Origin of the sequence: Bradyrhizobium sp. B117, assembly GCF_038969555.1 — a bacterium.
Lineage (GTDB): Bacteria > Pseudomonadota > Alphaproteobacteria > Rhizobiales > Xanthobacteraceae > Bradyrhizobium.
In genome coordinates this window covers 8,314,229-8,331,921 of the sequence record NZ_CP152414.1, presented here as the reverse complement: position 1 = coordinate 8,331,921, position 17,693 = coordinate 8,314,229, and the positions used below count along the sequence as shown (strand labels likewise).

The window sequence follows — 17,693 nt, the reverse complement described above, 5'->3', positions numbered from 1 at the left end:
TTACGTTACAGCCGGGGGAACATGGCGAGATAGTGCTTTGGGGCAACGGTGCCGTCTCAGGCCGATCCGCGTCGAAGATTCATGACACTGAGATTCTGATCGATGGTGTATCGCAGGGACCTGTTTGTGAAGCCCTCGTGGCAGTTTCTGGAGATTGACGAAGGAATAACCGGCAAGTGTGGATCGAGGTCGGTATGAGGAGGGCGACGTATTCTGAGGCCTTGATAGAAGTCACGCCCTTGCCGAGCTTGGTCGTCCAGGACAAGGAAAGGTCCGGCCTGGAGCTGGACCTCGACATACTGGTCCGCGAGGGAGCGCCGTCGATGCTGGTCACGAGCGGAGGTCGGTGCCTATGTCGAGGCCCACGCCGGCGAGCGCGATGGTAAGGACCACGCGTTGGTGATCGCAACGGGGCGGCGCAGCCGTGCCTAGCAGGAGCGCCTATGATGTTGCTGGCTCAGCTTACGCCTGCACCTCCGGTCGGCCGGTCGTCGACCGGACCGAACAACGCATTCACGGCCGCAAGCCGATGAACGGGTCTAAAGCGTGATGGGGTTAGGTTGAATCAATTCAGCGTGTTTCTGATTCACCATGCTGGCTGGAAGCAGGCCAGCATGGATGGGTAAGCCTTATTCGCTGGATCTTCGTAAGCGCGTCGTGGCTGCGATCAAGGGAGGGATGTCCCGCAATCAGGCGGCCAAGCAGTTTGGAGTGGCGATCAGCACGGCCATCGGCTGGATGCAGCGGGTCGAGAAGACCGGCAGCGTTGAGCCTGGCCAGATGGGTGGTCACAAGTCGAAGGCGGTTTCGGGAGAGACGACGCAGTCTGGCTGTCGCAGCGGATCAAGGACGGCGATTTCACCATACGCGGCCTCGTTGCCGAGCTTGCCGGTCGCGGCCTGAAGGTCGACTACCACTCAGTGTGGGATTTCGTGCATGCCGAGAAGCTCAGCTTCAAAAAAGGTGGCGGCTGGCGAACTTCACGCCAAGGTTCCCCACGGCCGCCGGAAGACCATGACCTTCCTGGCGGCCCTGCGCCATGACCGGATCGATGCGCCATGGTTCATCGAGGGGCCGATCGACGGCGCGAGCTTTCGCACCTATGTCGAGAAGGTTCTTCTGCCGACGCTTCAGCCCGGCGACATCGTCGTCTTGGATAACCTCGGCAGCCACAGGAGCAAAGCAGTTCGCCAACTCATCCGTTCGATCGGCGCCAAACTCTTATTCCTGCCAAAATACTCGCCCGACCTGAACCCGATCGAACAGGTCTTTGCAAAGCTCAAGCACCTGCTCCGCAAAGCAGCCGCACGAACCGTCCATGCGGACTGCGCCGCTATCGGCCACGCGCTCGACGCCTTCACTTCCAAGGAATGTGCCAACTACCTCAAAAATTCAGGCTATCGAACTTAATGCCATCGCGCTCTAGTCACGTGAATCTAAAGTTCGCCACATAAAGTCTGCTGGGCTTTGTGGCAGAAGCGTTTGACGGAAGCCAAAATCTGGTCTGCGGACTTGGTCCATTTGAAGGGCTTGGGATTTTTGTTGTGCAGGTCGATGAAGGTACGGATGTCGGCCTCGAGCTGCCTGACGGAGGTGTGAACACCTCGCTGGATCTGCTTTCGGGTGAGCTCAGCGAACCAGCGTTCGACCTGATTGATCCATGACGCGGAAGTCGGCGTGAAGTGGACATGATAATGCGGCCGACGGGCGAGCCACGCTTTGATCTTGGGTGTTTTGTGAGTGGCGTAGTTGTCCATGACGATATGGACATCGATCCCTTCAGGGACTTGAGCGTCGATCTCTTTGAGGAACTTCAAGAACTCGACTGCCCGGTGGCGCTTGTAGCATTTGCCGATGACGAATCCAGAGGCGACATCGAGCGCGGCAAACAGCGAGGTCGTACCATGCCGCACATAGCTGTGCGTGCGCCGTTCCGGTACGCCCGGCATCATCGGCAGGACCGGCTGCTCGCGATCCAGGGCCTGGATCTGGCTTTTCTCATCGACACTGAGGACAAGGGCTCGGTTCGGTGGGGAAAGGTAAAGGCCGACGATATCGCGGACCTTGTCGACGAACAGCGGGTCGCTCGACAGCTTGAATGTCTGGCTGCGGTGCGGCTGCAGGCCGAACGCCGTCCACATTCGGCGGATCGTGGTGTGGGAAAAGCCAGTTTCCGCAGCCATTGAGCGGATCGACCAGTGCGTCGCGTCGGGTGGCGTTGTACGCAATGTCCGCTCAATTACCTCAGCAACCTGATCGTCGTTGATGGTTCGAGGGCGGCCCGGGCGGGCCTCGTCAAGCAGGCCATCACAGCGATCCTTCAAAAATCAGCGGCGCCACTTGCCGACGGTGTGTTCGTGGAGGCCGAGTTCGACAGCCACAGACTTGCTTGGCAAGCCATCCGCACACCGCAGGATCGCGCGGCAGCGCTCAGATAGCGATCGGGCAACGCGATGACGACGAACTTGTCTCTCCAAGTACGCCCGCTCCGGCGGACTAAGCACCAACGGCGCGATCGGCCGGCCTCGCTCACCTGCATTCGCCACAAGCTCTCTCCTCTGTAGAGATTCGAGCTATCAACTAATGTGACGAACTTGCGTTCCAGATGACTAGGTTCGCTGCGGAAGTCGTGGAATTCCGCTCCGCTCTTGACGATAGTGTGCAGAAGGCGGGCGTCTGTGGGCCGCCTTCTATTTCGTCCAACGATGCTCTCCTCATCGTGGAGCTAGAGCCGGGATCGATCCGCATCTCCAAGAGACACTTGCAGCTGGTAGGCGCTATCTAGTCATGCTCGATGAGCCTGCGATTTGGCTTAGGCCCGGGGGACGTGGGCGGGGGACGGTTTTCCAAGGCCACGGCGAGATCGATATTCTGGAAGCGATCGAGGCGGTCATACGCGCCCGTCCTCGAGGAACAAGGTGAAGCTCGTCCAGCGCTTCTGGATGTAGTTGAACGCCTTGGCCAGGTCATGCCCAGGTTGGCGAGTTGTTCCCGCATGTAGACCTGAAGATCATCGACCAAGGGAAGGCTCAGCGTCTGCCGCAGCTGAAGGCGCTCCTCGACACTCTTGCCAATGATGGAGCGTTCGATCTCGAACAGCGCATCGATCCGCCGCACGACCTCGATCGCGATCGGAGAGAACGGGATTTCCTTCTTGCCGGCGGCCTTGCGCCGGGCGTTCTCTTCGATGTCAGCCATGCAAACGGGCGCCGTCCGTGCGACCAGCAGGCAGCCCGGATCGGTCCCGGCTGGCGCCCCGCCAGATAGAGCTGGTTGTAGCCTTCATAGGCGTCGGCCTGAAGGATGCCGGCATAGCCCGCCAGATGCCCCTGCGGATGCTCGCCCTTGCGGTCGCGTGAGTAATAGAACATCGCCGCCGGCGGATCCGTGCCCCCAAACGGCCGGTCATCCCGGACGTAGATCCAGCATCGTCCCGTATCGGTTTTGCCCTTGGCCAGCACCGGCACAGTCGTATCATCGGCATGAAGGCGCTCGGCCCGCATGACATAGGCTTCCAGCAGGCGCAGCAGGGGATCCAGCGAGGCACAGACCGCACCAACGGCATCGGCCATGGTCGACAGTGCGATCGGCACGCCTTCCAGCACGTACCGCTCAGCCGGGCGGTTCAATGGCTGATGCTGACCGAACTTCTCGAACATGATCATGGCCAGAAGGCTCGGGCCAGCCCATCCCCGGGCGATGGCATGGAACGGTGCTGGCGCCTGGCTGATCTTCTCGCAGTCGCGACAGGAGAACTTCTGCCGGACCGTCTCGATCACCTTCCACTGGCGCGGCACCACTTCCAGCGTCCGCGTCACGTCCTCGCCGAGCTTGCGCAGGCGATTGCTGCCGCAGCATTCACAAGCTGCCGGCGGATCAATCCCCACCCGCTCCCGGGGAAGGTGCTCGGGGAAGGTCTGGCGGTCGGCGCGCTTGCGGGTAAATCCCTGCACCGTCGTCGTCTTGGCCACGGCCCGTTCCGCCGCCAGCTCGTCCTCGGTGGCTTCGGCCTCCAGCTCTTCGAGTGCCAATGCCAACTGCTCGATCAGCCGCGCCGAACGCTCTGAGCCTTGGCCGTAGATCTGATGCTTCAGCTTGGCGATCTGCAGCTTCTGCTGGGCAATCAGCGCCTCATCCTCTGACGCTCTCGCGCGGGCGACCGCGAGTTCAGCCGCGATCTCCAAACCCTTGGCGCGCTCGACTGCCAGCGCCTTCTTCAGGGCGGCAACGTCATCCGGAACAGCGTCGCGGTCGGCATCCATGCGACGCAGTGAATCACAGATCGAACGCGATAGGACTCCCCAAAATGCAAGAAGCTACAGATTCTGCGCTCAGCCCGCGCTCTGCGGCCGCCAGCTCAGTTGGGGGTTTCGCCAGTCGATGCCCTCGAGCATGTAAGCCATTTGCGCCGCCGAGATCGATATCGCGCCGTCCGACGCCGAGGGCCAGATGAACTTGCCGCGATCCAGGCGCTTGGCGTAGAGCGACATGCCCAACCCGTCATGCCAAAGAATCTTGACCAGATCGCCGCTGCGACCCCGGAAGATGTAGAGATCGCCGGCATGCGGATCGCGCTTCAGGCTCTCCTGAACCGTAAGAGCGAAGCTTCGCATGCCACGACGCATATCGGTGTGGCCAGTGGCGATCCAAACCCTGACGCCGCTTGGGATCGGGATCATCGCCGCCGCAGGAGCTCAAGAACCCGCTGCAGCGCCTCACCGTCGACTTCGCGGTCAACGCGAACACGACAGCCGCCGCTAAGCTCGATCTCGATGATTCCAGCCCTTGCGCGTTGCGCAGGAGGCGAAGTCGCTAATGGCGATGTGCTGATCGATGCCGGTGCCGGCGCAGGTGTGATCTCGACAGGAACCAGAGCTGGCACCGCATCACCGCCCAGGCGGCCCTGGCGCGCTTGTCGACGCCAGGTGAACAGCAGGCTGTGAGCCACCCCGTGCCGGCGCGCCACCCCGCAGACTGTCTCGCCAGCCTGCAACGTCTCTTCGACAAGGCGAACCTTCTCGTCGTAACTCCATCGCCGACGACGCGCGGCGCCCAACACATTGACCTGCATTCGCCACCTGACCTTAAAGCCGAGCCGGGCGATCTTGGTCAGGTGGTGCGAGAGCGTTTTCCGTCTTGCTTTTGGTTTGTCGTTGACGAGGCGATCGAGCACACCAACTTCAGTCGCAGTCAACGCGAGGGTTGGGGTCGCGCCTGGGGCGGAACGGTTGAGCATCGTCATCCAGAAGACCCGCCAACTCAGGATGCAAAAGAGCGAGATCAGGTTGGTCAGACGCTGGGCGGTCCTAAGCTTCGACTCCTCAGCTTTGCAGCCCGATTTGAGGATCTTGTGGAACACCTCGATCTTCCATCTCAAACCATACCATTCCAGCTTCTCAATCGCGTCGGTGCGGGAACCAACAGGCAGGTCGGTGATCAGCTTCCAATCGATCTTCTTTCTGTTCTTCGGCGTCCCGGGCTCTTTGGCATGGATCACCGTCAGGGTCAGAGCGGGATAGCGCTTCTGCTTTCCGATCGGCGGCAGGATGCGAATCTTCCGATACCTGATCTCAAGAACGGCCTGGACGGGATCGCCATTGCTGTCTCTGACTTCGATGCGATGGAGCCCTTTGACGGCGACCTCGTCCATTTCGTCGACGATCGTGTGATCCCCGTCTCCAGCCAAGCGATCGACGCAAGTCCTGATCAGGAAATGAGTTCCGATCTCCTGTGCTGCGCAGAAAAGCTCGTAGATGTCACTCTCGCGATCACCAGTATGGATGCATCGTCCTGGATGATCCAAGAGTTGCGTAGACTGCTTGAGATTTTCCAACCACCGGACGCTTTCTTTTTTCTCGATGGGAATCCGGGTCGGATTGATCTTCTTTTTAAGCGCTGCCGTCCCCTTGAATTTCTTCCGGGTCCAGAACTTAACGGCCGCCAACCCCAGCGGCACCCCCTCGGTTGTAACCGCGAGGCTCGAATGCATCAGGATGCCGCAAACCGTGTGCGATCTGAGGCGACCTGCCTTATCCCGTCCACTGTTGATGCTCTTGGTGATGCCGATCGCTTCTGACTTCTCGCGTTGATAGCTGAACTCGGTTGTATCGTGCAGCACAAGAACGAGACCTTCAGTGGCGGTGGCACGATCACGTGTCGATTGGAAATGGCCGGCCAGAATGTCCGCTTCGCTGACCCGGTCGTTAGAGAAGAAGCGTCGGTCCGGGTCGGCGACCGGGTTTTCAAGGGCGAAGGCGTGGGCCTAATCGCCACCGTGCCGTTCCCCGATGGCACTCCGCGGTACCTAATTTAGGCATCCATAGAGGTAGCAGCCCAGATGCGATAATCGCCGGCGGGTACCTGAACTGGCAGCTCCTGCCCGACTACCTCGTTTACGACTCGCAGTTGTCTCGAATGAGGTTCTTCGACAACCATTGGCGGCACGTTCCAGGCAGCACGACCAAGAGCCGACACCGGAACCGATCCTGAGCAGCGAACTCAGCTTCAGGGCCGCTAGCCGTCGGAGAGCTCTTACCCCTGAACACGCGGCTTATCGTACGCACTGGCTCGCCAGTGCCACGCGTTCACGGTGCCCTGTGACGGGCGCGGCTCTGCGTATGCAGCCGAAACAGGTCTCCGCCTGCCCACCAAGCACTCGTTTTCGATCAAACAATCGCGACCTTCTGCGCATTGAATGAACGGTGTTCACGGGTTTTGACGCAAAGCGTCGCTCGGGATCGAGGACATTCTACAAGTGAGCCGCCCTTTACCGCTTTGCGCCGAGCGATCTGATCGCCCAAGGAGACGCGTGCGTGCGCAAATGAAAATCAGCGTCGCTCGCGCATCGCGGCTTCTTGGGCGACGGTCGCCACCAACGTGCCATCACGCTTGAAGATCAGGCTGCGTGCGAGGCCGCGTCCGCTTTGTGCGCTCGGTGAGTCTTCGGCATAGAGGAGCCAGTCGTCGGCCCGGAACGGACGGTGAAACCAAATCGCATGGTCAAGGCTTGCCCCTAGCATACTACGATCGAATATCGTGCGGCCATAGCGCGCCAACACCGCGTCGAGCAGCGCCCAATCCGAGGCGTAGGCCAGCGCGCACATATGCAGCGCCGGATCGTCGGGCAGCTTTTGAGCGACCCTCATCCAGAAATCAACACGGCCGTCAGGGACCTTCTGCCCCACATAGCGGCCGATCTCAACCGCACGTACTTCGATTGGAGGGGAGGGCGCGTCAATCGGGCGATCGGGTTCGTACCACCGGCGGATTCGTTCCGGCATTTCGGCGAACATCGCCTGCCTGGATAACGACTCGACTGTAAGCTTTTCCGGCGCGGGCACACCAGGCATCGCATCCTGGTGGTCAAAGGCGCTCAGCTCGCCCGCGTGAAACGACACTATGGTGGAGAAGATGGTATTGCCATTCTGGATCGCGGTGACACGACGGGTCGAATAGCTTCTACTGTCGCGCAGGGCTTCAACCTTATAGTGGATCGACACCTTGGGATCACCGGGCTGAATGAAATAGGCATGGAGCGAATGCGCCATTCGGCCTTCCACCGTGCGCGAAGCCGCTACCATCGACTGCGCGATCAGCTGGCCGCCGAATACCGGGTTCAAACCCGGATCCGGACTGTTGCCGAGAAACAGGTTCGGCTCGATCGACTTAAGGTCGAGGATCGCGAGCAAGTCGGCCGGGCTTATCGACATTGATTTGCTTTCGGTTTTCTCGACGCGGCCTTTTCGAGCCCGACAAGCTTGACGCTGGTGTACGCCTCCTTAGCGAAGCGGCGCGCTCGAACGACACGCTTCGCTATGGTTGAGGTTGACTGTAAAGATATCTCGATCTCGATTTGTGCAATGAACAGGGAGTTGGCGGCTAAATCCTGCGTTTAGGCGCGTCTCTCCTCGATCAACTCAACTGGCAGGCGCGAATACTAGGTGTGGCCGCATTCGTTTGGCATCGTGTGGCCAACAATCTCGATGCGAGCCCCTCGTCAAAGCCAACTAATCCGATACAGCGAAGCACTGCGCTCCCTTGCAGTTTGTGCAGGATTTCGGCTTCACAAATGCTCACTTTAGCGCAACGTGGCTTCTAATTCCTTTTATCTTACGAGCACAAATTTGGACGAGACCCGAGCGGAGAAGCCGGAGTCGTCAAGCTACGTTCATTCGGATTTGGAAGACTCAATGGACTAGTTGAAGCTCGACGGCTCGTGATTAAAAACTCAAAGCCCTGCCATTAGGGTGATCATTCGCACAACGAGCGGTACGGTTTGCATCTTGCTCGCCCGGATCGCGCGCCGCCACTCTTCAATTCAGTAACAACACGTTTTATTGGACTGCAGACGCTTAATCCAGCTCCGCTTGGAAAGAACGACCTGCATGGCGAGTTTGACTGGCTGCTTGGACCTTACGCTATGCCATCCCTGACACAGATCCGATCGCTCGATGATTTTCAGAGCAGTGGCAATTCCCGCAATCATGAGCGGAGCATCGTTGATTCCGATGGAGGCAATTGCATCAGCGGCACCGAATACTTGATTTCAAGCATACGTGGCAGGAGACGATGCGCGCATCGAGGCTCTCATAGAGCGCGTTATGAGGGCGGGTTTTAAGACAGTCGTTGTTACGGTCGATTTACCTGTTCAAGTCAACCCAGAGCGCTATGCAGCAAACGGGTTTTTCAACCCCATTGCGTCCGAGCCTACGTTTAGGCGTTGACAGGACTATGCATTCTCGGTGGCTTTTTGGTGCGTTTACCGGACGCTGGCGAAGCACGGCAAGCCGCATTTCGAGAATTGGCGCGCGGAGCGCGGGGCCACGATCCTTTCTTCGGATGTCGAGCGTGATTTTAAAGCACGTGATCATCTTTCCTGGCGGCACCTGACGGCAGCGCGTAAGATGTGGAAAGACGTTCTGATCGTTAGGGGGATCCTGAGATGGCAGGATGGGCAAAAGGCAGCTGACATCGGCGTTGACGGCATCATCGTTTCGAATCACCGCGGGCGGCAGCTGGACGACGCGATCACGTCACTGCGCGTTCTGTCCGAAATTGTGAATGCGGTACCGGAGCTGACCGTGATGATGGATTCGGGGATTCGTCGGGAACGGACGTTCTTAAAGCGATTTCTCTTGGCGCTCGATGCGTCTTCAATGGGCGTTCATTTAACTTCGCCGCGGCTGTGGCAGGTGAGAGGGGAGTAAGACGCGTAATAGAAGTCCTTCGCTCTGAAATACATCGCGATATGGCGCTTCTGGGGATTAACAGATTGGAGGAACTTGATGTATCTCTCGTGCGCGACATGCACGAATCTAAAACGACGCGTGACTAAGACCGATCCTTGTCGCGATTGCAGACGCGACGAGGATCGGCACCGTTGAACGCGGAACTATCTAGAGTGGCTAGGCACTTGCACCGAGATCGATTGTGATGCACTCGCCATTGATTCCGGACGCACAAGGGCTCGCGAGAAAGCCGATAGTCGCAGCGACCTCGCCAACGTCGACGAAACGATTTCCGGGTTGCGACGCGCGGAAAGCCGCCATGACTTCGTCTTTGCTCATGCCTCGATTCTTCGCCTGAGCCTCTAGCTGACCACGCATCAGCCCAGTATCCATCCAGCCTGGTGCGACAGCGTTGACAGTGAGGCCATGCGCACCGCCTTCGAGCGCGGCGGTGCGGACCAGGCCAAGAACTCCATGCTTTGCCGCACAGTACGCGACTTTCTGGCGCGCGCCGCCGTAGCTAGCGACTGATGCCGTTACTACAACCCGGCCACCCGGGGCCTTCGTCAGAACCGGCCATGCCGCCTTCAGCGCATGAAACGGTCCGTCCAACATCAGCGCATTGAGCCGGTCCCATTCGGCGTCTGGAAACTGATCGAATGGTGCCATGAACTGCAATCCAGCATTCAGTATAAGAATATCGAGCCGTCCAGCGGACTTCAATACGTGGGCGACCATGTTCCGATTCCCGCTCGCAGTGGTGAGGTCTGCGTGGAACACACCATCGCCGACGACGTCCACACCATGCACGTCCGCTCCGCGGTCAGACAGTTCAGCCATAACGGCCTTCCCGAGTCCTCCCGTCGCTCCGGTCACGAGCGCGACTCGGCCCTCCAGAGACCATCCCCGCGGGTGGGCCTGCTGTTGGTGGCTCTCATAGTCATGCTTGGGCATTCGTTACTCTCCTAGGTGATAGCCAAGTAAAGCGGGCGCGATCATCATCCAACAGAGCTTGTGGTATTGTGGATGTGTAGTCTCGCGATTGGGTGCGTCGGGGCAAACCGCGACGGACCAGTACGTTCGAACAGAACGGCCGCGACCTTGCAGGGCGCAGAACGAACACTCGCGCCTGTAGGCGGCGATATTCGTTTTGATGAGATCATGGCGTTTGGTCGCATCGGACTATTCTATAAGCTCGTGTTAGCTCCTGCCCTCGTCGGTGCCGCCGATCACGAGTGAGATACCTACGAAGAGCAGGCTCGCGGACGACATTCATGAGAGGGCCGGCTGAGACGGTGCGGCCACGCGGGCTTGCCATGCGGCGTTCTCGCGCGCTTGGCGACGTCGAGCTTGATCCCGTTGATTAAGCCGTCGACTGTGCCGATGAAGGATTTAAACAAGCTAAAACCGTCGCTTTTTCCAGCCATCGAGGAGCTCAGGCAATCGGCAAACGGGTGAAGAGGCGGCGGGTCTTTTGAATACTGATCTCCGAGACTTCGTTCGGGCTCACCTGCCGCACTCTGGCAAGGGTTTCCGCGGTGTGCGGGCAAGGGCGAAGGCACATTGCGCTTGTCGTGGAAGGGCGCCGGCGCGAGAGAGGGGGCATCGGTTTCGATGAAGATGCGCTCGCGGGCGATTTGGCTGGCGAGGTTGCGCATTTCCTGCGACGTCTTGAACGTAATAACGCCGGAGAAGCTGACGTAGCCTCCCTTCTCCACGGCGGATTGGGCCATAGCAGTGGTGCCGGTGAAGGAGTGGAGAACGAACGGCGCGCCGGGGTGTTCGGCCAGGATGCCGAGGGTATCTTCCTCGGCATCCCAAATGTAAATGACTGTGCCGGGCTTTTGCGCGGCTTGCAGGTGTCTGTGGAGGCGGCGTACTGGGCGGATTTCAAGGCCGGGTTGTCGGCAGAATAGTCAAGAGCGGTTTCGCCGAAAGCGACGTCCTTGGGCTTGGCGCCAACTCGGCTTCGGTGAGAAGAGGTCACTTCGCCGCGTAATACGGGTGGATACCGACCGCCAGGCTGACGTGGGGGGTGCTTGCGGCGAAAGCAAGGTAGGGTTCCAATTCGCAGCGCTCGCAGGCGATGCCGATGACGTGAGCGAGGCCCGCTGCGCGCGCATCGGCCATGGATTTGCGCGGGCGACAACCGCGGCGGCTTTTCCGCGTACCGTTCCGAGAGCAGGTGGCAGTGGGAATCGATCATTGAGGATATGGCCGAGCGCGACTCCGGCGCCAGGCTTGGGGCACTGGCCGATCGCTTGGTGCTTCTTGCCGACAAGGCATCTGCGTTTCACTGATAAGAGAATATACCGTCGTTCATGTCGAATTTCGCCGATATAAGAGCTTCCATAGCAAATGTTCTGCGCTACATCAGGAAACCCGCCGCTTCTCTGCGGTGGGCCGGGCGCTTCTCAGATCTGAGAGCTGGATTATTGGCTCCGACGAAATCGGAAAGCGCCCGGGTTCGGCTTTCCACCCGCTCTTTCTCCAGAACCTACCCCAACTTGTTCGGATGAGCGCGGATGCTGGACGGCGCGTTAGGCTGGAGCAGTACGAGGTTATGTGCTCACAGGCAGCCAGCCTTTCAGAAGTTCGCCAGCACCGTGTGCCTTTCCCGAGTAAGTATCGATTCCGGATGGAATTGCCCGCCAAATGCTGGCTGATGCCGGTTTGCGAGGGCCATGATCTCCCCTTCCTGCGAGCGCCCTTTCACCGACAGGCATGGCTAGGATGGCCGGTCGAGCTCGACAGCCAGAGAGTGGGAACGCCCAACGCAAAGGAGCCACGTAAGCCCCTTGAACAGACCTCCACCATCATGTGTCACATGTGAAAACCGACCGTGCATGGGGCGTCGTACACACCCGATGCGTCACCGAAAACGCTTCCGATGCATTGATGTCCATGGCAGAATGCCGAGAAGAGGGATCCGACCTGAAAGCTCGCGAACGACGGCTGTTGATATTTCGGCTTCAACCGGCGTGCAGGGACCCGGCGAGATCAATGCGCGTGGGTTGAGGGCATTAAGATCGCTAATGCTGATCCCGTCGTTCCGGATAACCTCCGTTGTTGCACCAAGCTTGTGGAAATAGCGGGCAATGTAGAAGACAAAAGACTCGTAGGGTGGCACGTTCAGTCCCGCCGTTTACGGACCTGCCACTTGCGACAAGGAAATCCGCTGTCAATGCTCGGCCGGCCGACTCGCGGCGATGAGATCCTTTGGAAGGGCCGCAGGAGGGGCGCGCTCCGGAAGCGTCGCTGAAGTCCCGTGCGTGGATGGAGTGGCTCGACTCAATCAAAGTGGATACAACGTCGTACTGAGTTGGAGCAGCCACACGCAGGCGAAATCGCGGGTCCGAACAGGTGTATCGGCGCTTCGAATGGACCGAGAAATTACCATAATTGGTACAGTCTCCAATCGCGCATTTTGTCCTGCACCAGACGCGTCGATCACGTAAAAAGGATTCTAATCTCGCAAGCTGGCGCAGAATTACTTCAAATTGCGCCCGGGCGTCAGCGAATTGGATTTTCGAGGCCCGATACTATGACCGCAAAAGATGGAAGCACTCCGAACGGTGAGGCCGGACTAAACAGTAGCCGGTCCGGCTAGCTGTCGCTCTCCATGCTTACGACTGAACCATCTGCCGGCCCAAAGCGGATGCTGCACATCCGATCGAGCCTATCGTGCGAATTGGAGAATTTCGAATGCCGTACTACTCGTTTGACCTTGTGATTGGCGAGGTACGAACCTCAAGGCGGACTGATTCTCGATAATATAAAGCTTGCCGCCGATCGAGCAGACCAGCTTGCGACCGAACCGTCTGTTGTACATCCTCAGCTGAGGCCAAGGGCCGTGCGGTTCCCGTCACCGGCGGCGACGGCGCTGAAGTCTACCGCACGCCACTAGACCCGAGCCCGTTAGATGAGACGCAGACAATGACAATCAGCATCGACGCGCAAGACGGCAAAACGCGTTGAGCGACATATTGATGGGGAATGACGTAACCAAGACGCCTCGCCCGCGACGTTGCTTGACACATCACTATCGGAGTAAGCTACAGCGCTGCATCTGCATGAATTGGATGCCCTATGAGGTCGAGCGCAGGATGCTGCCCGACTACCTGGCCACACGAAAATGATCTGGACCTTTCGAAGGACCGAGACACAAAACGCTCTTGTAATTGGGCGCAGCCCTGAATCGGCGTCTGAAAAAAGGCCGCGCGGAGATTCCGCGCGGCCAAGTGAGGTAGGAAACGCCCCGAAGGGCCGCTGACACGCGTGATCCGGTACTGATCCCGCGCACGACCAGCTACATAGTCGAGTTCTTTTGCAGCATTGCCGCGAACATCGCGCATGCTTCGCATCATTTGTGCAATAATGGTCGCTCCATCGCATGATGCAGACAAGCCAATTCACGGCGCAGGTAATTCATGTTGAAGAGCCGCGCTTCAGTCATGTACCGTGGGGTTCAGGAATTCGAAATCAACTCATCTATTTGGCTGCTCGTATCGATCCAACAGATCGGATTAGCGTTGTGTAGCTCGATACGAAGAATGCCGGTCGCACTCGCTCGAACGACGCCGAGACAAAACTCATTCAAGGGGTATAATGAGTAAGGTTGCTAATAGGATTGGCGCCAGTCTCGCGATCGCCGCTAAAGCCGAACAGGATCGTCTCACCGAAGAGCAGCGTAAAGCCTCGCTTGACTGGCCAGCGAGTGTGAAATCGTCGTGGGCAATGTGATCGACATCGTCTCAAGCGCCTCCTCGAAACTTGAGGTTTCCGGCACGGAGTCTTACCTGCACGGCCGATCAGCCGGCAACTGTCTGTCCAAGTCGCTTGCTCATCGGTCGAGGCATCCATCAACGTCCAGTGTGGCGCGGCCGAGACAGGCGAGATGGCGACAACCATATCCGATGTTGGCCGACAAGAAGAAGCGGCAAAAGTCGGCTGGCGAAGCGGTTGGCAAAGCCGACCTTAGCGATCAGCGATTGGTGAGTTTGACGACCTCGGCGGAGCGGATTGGCAGTGTGATCCAGTTGATAGCCGGAAGTGCACGGTAGACTAATTTGCTTGCGCTAAACGCGACGATTGAAGCCGCGCGCGCCGCGGTAGAGGTTTCGCCGTCATCACTCAGGAAGTGAAAATGCTGGCAGCTGAGATCGCACATGCGACCCTTGAGATCAGTGAGCACATTGATGGCATCCAGGCTGCTACAACTGAATCGGTCGCCGCTACTGTCAGATCGGCGCGATCATTGGCCGTATCTCAGAGATCGCCATGACCGTGGTCCGATCCATCGGGGAGTAAGAAGCCAGGAGCAAGCACATCGCGTTTAATTTGCAGGAAGCCGCAGCTAGGACCACCGAAAGTGGCAGCGAGCGCGCCCTTACTGGCCGCGCGTGAAGGAGACTGGAGGCGCCTCCATGCAGGTGCTGAGATCTGCCGAACTCCTGTCTCAGGAAAGCTCTCGGCTGCAAGACGAATTACACGGGTTCCTGGCAAGGGTTCAAGCGGCTTGAGCTCAACGCCTGGTCATTCCAGAGTTTGAGAAGTCTTGTGAAACAACCGCGGGCTGCCTGGCGCGTCCGGATTTGACGCGCGAGCGGAGACGATCGTGGCTGCACGCCACGTAGCAATCGTCCCCTTTTGTATCTCGGAGTGAATTCTGCTGATTGCGACGCTAAATCGGCCTTGGATGATCTGACATCGCCAGCCGATCGTGATTGTCGCGCTTTCCATTCGAGAGGGGGCGGTGCGGCGACGCACAGGTCTCAACATCGGTACGGCGCCGACGGGTTCGGTTCGCGGTGAATGGATCGGCGTCTGAACAGCGGGAGGCGTGCTTATTTCGCAGAATTTCCCTGACGCTCGATGAAATTTCAGCGTTTTTAATCGTGAGCAGGCCCTTACGATTACGCACGCTATGCAAATAATGGTCCAATTCTGTGTCCGGTGAAGGGGGCGAACCGCATGTTAGACCCGGGCCTCAACAATCGAGCGCGATCGCAAAAGCGTTCTTGGACTTCATTTCGGTGTCATGGGTACGAGCAGTACCAACTGCCGAGGCGGTTGGACCGGTAGTTGTACCGACAAGGGGAGGAGGGTTTGATGGATAAACACCCAATCCGGAACATCAGTCGTCGCCGCGCTACCGGCCTGATTGTCGCTGGAGCCGCGGCGCCGTTCGTCATGCGGTCGGCAAGTGCCCAATCCGCTTTGCCCGAGCAGACGACCGTCCCGGAGATCCTGAAGGGCTCGGGAGAGCTCCGCGTCGCCACTTGGGGGGGGCACAACGCAGGAAGCCGAGCAGAAGGCTTATTATGAACCCTTCGAGAAGGCGACGGGAATCAAGGTTCGCGTCTTCCCCGCAAGCACTGCTAAAATCAAGCCGATGGTCGACACCGGCAATATCGAATGGGACGTGATCCACACCGGCCGCACCACGATCGCCAGGCTGATGAAGACTGGAGACTATTTCGAGACGATCGATTACTCGCTCATCGACGACGGTGTGCCCAAGGAACACCGCCTCGAATACGGTGTGGAGATGCAAATATGGGCCCAGGTGATGGCCTATCGCACCGACGCCTTTAAAGGTGTCGCACCTGCGAGCTGGGTCGATTTCTGGGACACCGAGAAGTTTCCAGGTGACCGCGCGATGTTCGGCATCGGGGACGTCCCCCCGGAGATGGAATTTGCGCTGATCGCTGCCGTGCCGGCTGACAAGATCTATCCAATCGACGTCGATAAGGCCTTGGCTAGTTACGACAAGATCAAGAAGAACGTGGTCAAGTGGTGGCAGACCGGCGCCCAACCCACACAGATGCTGAGTGACCGCGAAGTCACCATGACGACGGTCTGGAACGCTCGCATGCTGACCTTGCAGGAGCAAGGCGTGCCGGCGGCGATTTGCTGGAATCAGGGGATGCTGAACGCCGACGCCTGGGCTATCCTCAAGGGCGCCAAGAACAAGACAAACGCCATGAAATTTGTTGCGTTTGCGACCATGCCGATTCCGCAGGCGCGCTTTGCGCTCTCAATTCCATATGGCATTACAAATGAAGGGGCGAATAAGTACATCCCACCACAGCGATTGGCTCTGCTGCCGAGCGCCCCTGAAAACAAGAAACAGATGATCACTCATAACGTCGACTGGTGGATTGAGAATGGCGACAGGATTCAGGCGAAGTTCAATAAGTGGCTGCTGGGCTAGTCCGCTCTGCGGCCGAGAGAGTGTAGCGAAAGGCCCTGGACGAAACCATCATTGGATTTAGGATTCGATGGAGCAAGTATTACGTCCTCGGGCATTGCCTCAAAGCCTCAATCGCATGGGTGGCGCTTCGGTGTCTCTGACCGACTTGACGAAGAGTTACGCCCGCTCCACGGCCGTGGCCGGGGTATCGCTTGACATCTGCTCGGGCGAGCTTCTTACGCTATTGGGCCCCAGCGGTTCTGGCAAGACGACTACGCTCATGATGATCGCTTGGGCCCCAGCGGTTCTGGCAAGACGACTACGCTCATGATGATCGCTGGCTTTGAGCTTCCCAGTACGGGCGACATCGCCATCGACGGGGTGTCGGTGGTCGAAAAGCCGCCCCATCATCGCAATATCGGGATGGTATTCCAAAACTATGCCCTCTTTCCGCACCTGAACGTGGCCGAGAATATCGGCTTCCCCCTGAAGCAGCGCGGAGTACCAAAGTTGGAGCGGACCAGACTGGTCGGCAAAGCGCTTGAGATGGTGCGCCTGCCGGACTATGGCGCGCGCTATCCGCGCCAGCTCTCCGGCGGTCAACAGCAGCGCGTGGCAGTTGCGCGCGCTATCGTCTTCAAGCCGCGACTGCTCCTGATGGACGAGCCACTTGGCGCCCTTGATAAGCAGCTGCGCGAGAATCTCCAGCTCGAGATACGCCGGCTGCATGCCGATCTCGGCATCACCTTTATCTACGTCACGCACGACCAGGAAGAAGCGCTGACCATGTCGGATCGCGTCGCGGTTATGAACGAGGGCAACGTAGAGCAGGTCGGCCGGCCAGAGGACCTTTACGATCGGCCCTGCAATCGCTTCGTCGCAAGTTTCATCGGGGAATCCAACTTTCTGCCAGTTATCGCGCGCGGCCTCGAAAAAGGCGTCGTCCTCGCGGAATGGAACGGTGTTCTGTTGCGGGCCGTCTCTTCCGTACAGCCGGCAAGCGGCAGCAAGCTTACGTTCACGACCAGGCCCGAACGCTTGCGCTTCGTCGACACGCCTGGCGAGTCGGGGCCCACCGTTAACCGCATGAGCGTGACCGTGGCCGAGGCTGTATTCTCCGGCGAGCGCTGCCGCTTTGTGCTGAAAGCCAATGATGGGACCACGATGGTGCTCAAGGAGCCCTCAAGTGCCACGCTGCGGCGCCGAGCGGTCGGTGAGCGCACAGACATTGCGTGGTCAGTAGCGGACACTGTTCTTGTATAAGGCGAGCA

9 protein-coding genes and 7 pseudogenes are annotated in these 17,693 nt (G+C 58.8%); 5 read left to right on the top strand and 11 right to left on the bottom strand.

The features are described from left to right. Positions 1 to 618: 618 nt before the first annotated feature. Positions 619 to 1,410: pseudogene (locus AAFG16_RS39970) on the top strand (IS630 family transposase). A gap of 26 nt (positions 1,411 to 1,436) precedes the next feature. On the opposite strand, the pseudogene AAFG16_RS39965 reads toward AAFG16_RS39970, so the two are convergent. The 6 genes and pseudogenes from AAFG16_RS39965 to AAFG16_RS39940 all read right to left on the bottom strand — a co-directional run bounded on the left by AAFG16_RS39965 (position 1,437) and on the right by AAFG16_RS39940 (position 7,709). Continuing rightward, positions 1,437 to 2,546, bottom strand: a pseudogene (locus AAFG16_RS39965) (IS630 family transposase). A gap of 347 nt (positions 2,547 to 2,893) precedes the next feature. Further along, positions 2,894 to 4,262 (bottom strand): annotated as a pseudogene (locus AAFG16_RS39960) (IS66 family transposase); the annotation flags it as partial. Positions 4,263 to 4,331: 69 nt separating this feature from the next. Next, positions 4,332 to 4,613, bottom strand: coding sequence for an IS66 family insertion sequence element accessory protein TnpB (gene tnpB, locus AAFG16_RS39955; RefSeq protein WP_342734233.1), 282 nt, complete (start codon positions 4,611 to 4,613; stop codon positions 4,332 to 4,334). 302 nt (positions 4,614 to 4,915) lie between these two features. Further along, positions 4,916 to 5,071, bottom strand: a pseudogene (locus AAFG16_RS39950) (transposase); the annotation flags it as partial. Between the two features lie 78 nt (positions 5,072 to 5,149). After that, a pseudogene (locus AAFG16_RS39945) lies at positions 5,150 to 6,178 on the bottom strand (IS4 family transposase); the annotation flags it as partial. A gap of 649 nt (positions 6,179 to 6,827) precedes the next feature. Continuing rightward, positions 6,828 to 7,709, bottom strand: coding sequence for an acyl-CoA thioesterase II (locus AAFG16_RS39940; protein WP_342734231.1), 882 nt, complete (start codon positions 7,707 to 7,709; stop codon positions 6,828 to 6,830). An 891-nt stretch (positions 7,710 to 8,600) separates the two neighbouring features. Here AAFG16_RS39940 and AAFG16_RS39935 point away from each other — a divergent pair. Next, positions 8,601 to 9,206 (top strand): annotated as a pseudogene (locus AAFG16_RS39935) (alpha-hydroxy-acid oxidizing protein). Positions 9,207 to 9,404: 198 nt separating this feature from the next. Here the strand turns inward: AAFG16_RS39935 and AAFG16_RS39930 are convergent. Together AAFG16_RS39930 and AAFG16_RS39925 are read right to left on the bottom strand one after the other, a co-directional pair. Continuing rightward, entirely contained in the window at positions 9,405 to 10,067 is a 663-nt protein-coding gene (locus AAFG16_RS39930) for an SDR family oxidoreductase (RefSeq protein WP_342734229.1), read from the bottom strand. 404 nt (positions 10,068 to 10,471) lie between these two features. After that, entirely contained in the window at positions 10,472 to 11,050 is a 579-nt protein-coding gene (locus AAFG16_RS39925; RefSeq protein WP_342741049.1) for a TatD family hydrolase, read from the bottom strand. Between AAFG16_RS39925 and AAFG16_RS39920 the strand changes: the two genes are divergently transcribed. Next, the gene (locus tag AAFG16_RS39920) at positions 10,982 to 11,143 is read left to right on the top strand and encodes a hypothetical protein (protein WP_342734227.1); all 162 of its coding nucleotides are present in this window, start codon (positions 10,982 to 10,984) and stop codon (positions 11,141 to 11,143) included. The genes AAFG16_RS39925 and AAFG16_RS39920 overlap by 69 nt on opposite strands. A 67-nt stretch (positions 11,144 to 11,210) precedes the next feature. On the opposite strand, the gene AAFG16_RS39915 is transcribed toward AAFG16_RS39920, so the two are convergent. The 3 genes and pseudogenes from AAFG16_RS39915 to AAFG16_RS39905 all read right to left on the bottom strand — a co-directional run bounded on the left by AAFG16_RS39915 (position 11,211) and on the right by AAFG16_RS39905 (position 14,397). Continuing rightward, complete coding sequence (locus tag AAFG16_RS39915) at positions 11,211 to 11,357, bottom strand: hypothetical protein (protein WP_342734225.1); 147 nt, start codon at positions 11,355 to 11,357, stop codon at positions 11,211 to 11,213. Between the two features lie 457 nt (positions 11,358 to 11,814). Then, positions 11,815 to 12,363 (bottom strand): annotated as a pseudogene (locus tag AAFG16_RS39910) (aminodeoxychorismate/anthranilate synthase component II). Positions 12,364 to 14,211: 1,848 nt separating this feature from the next. Beyond that, positions 14,212 to 14,397 carry a hypothetical protein gene (locus tag AAFG16_RS39905; RefSeq protein ID WP_342734223.1) on the bottom strand — a complete coding sequence of 62 codons (186 nt, stop codon included), beginning with the start codon at positions 14,395 to 14,397 and terminating at the stop codon, positions 14,212 to 14,214. 1,179 nt (positions 14,398 to 15,576) lie between these two features. Here AAFG16_RS39905 and AAFG16_RS39900 point away from each other — a divergent pair. Both AAFG16_RS39900 and AAFG16_RS39895 read left to right on the top strand, forming a co-directional pair. After that, positions 15,577 to 16,443: an extracellular solute-binding protein gene (locus AAFG16_RS39900; RefSeq protein ID WP_342741048.1), complete on the top strand. Its 867-nt coding sequence runs from the start codon at positions 15,577 to 15,579 to the stop codon at positions 16,441 to 16,443. A gap of 306 nt (positions 16,444 to 16,749) precedes the next feature. Further along, on the top strand, positions 16,750 to 17,685 hold the full coding sequence (locus AAFG16_RS39895; protein WP_342734221.1) for an ABC transporter ATP-binding protein: 936 nt from the start codon (positions 16,750 to 16,752) through the stop codon (positions 17,683 to 17,685). Positions 17,686 to 17,693 lie beyond the last annotated feature (8 nt).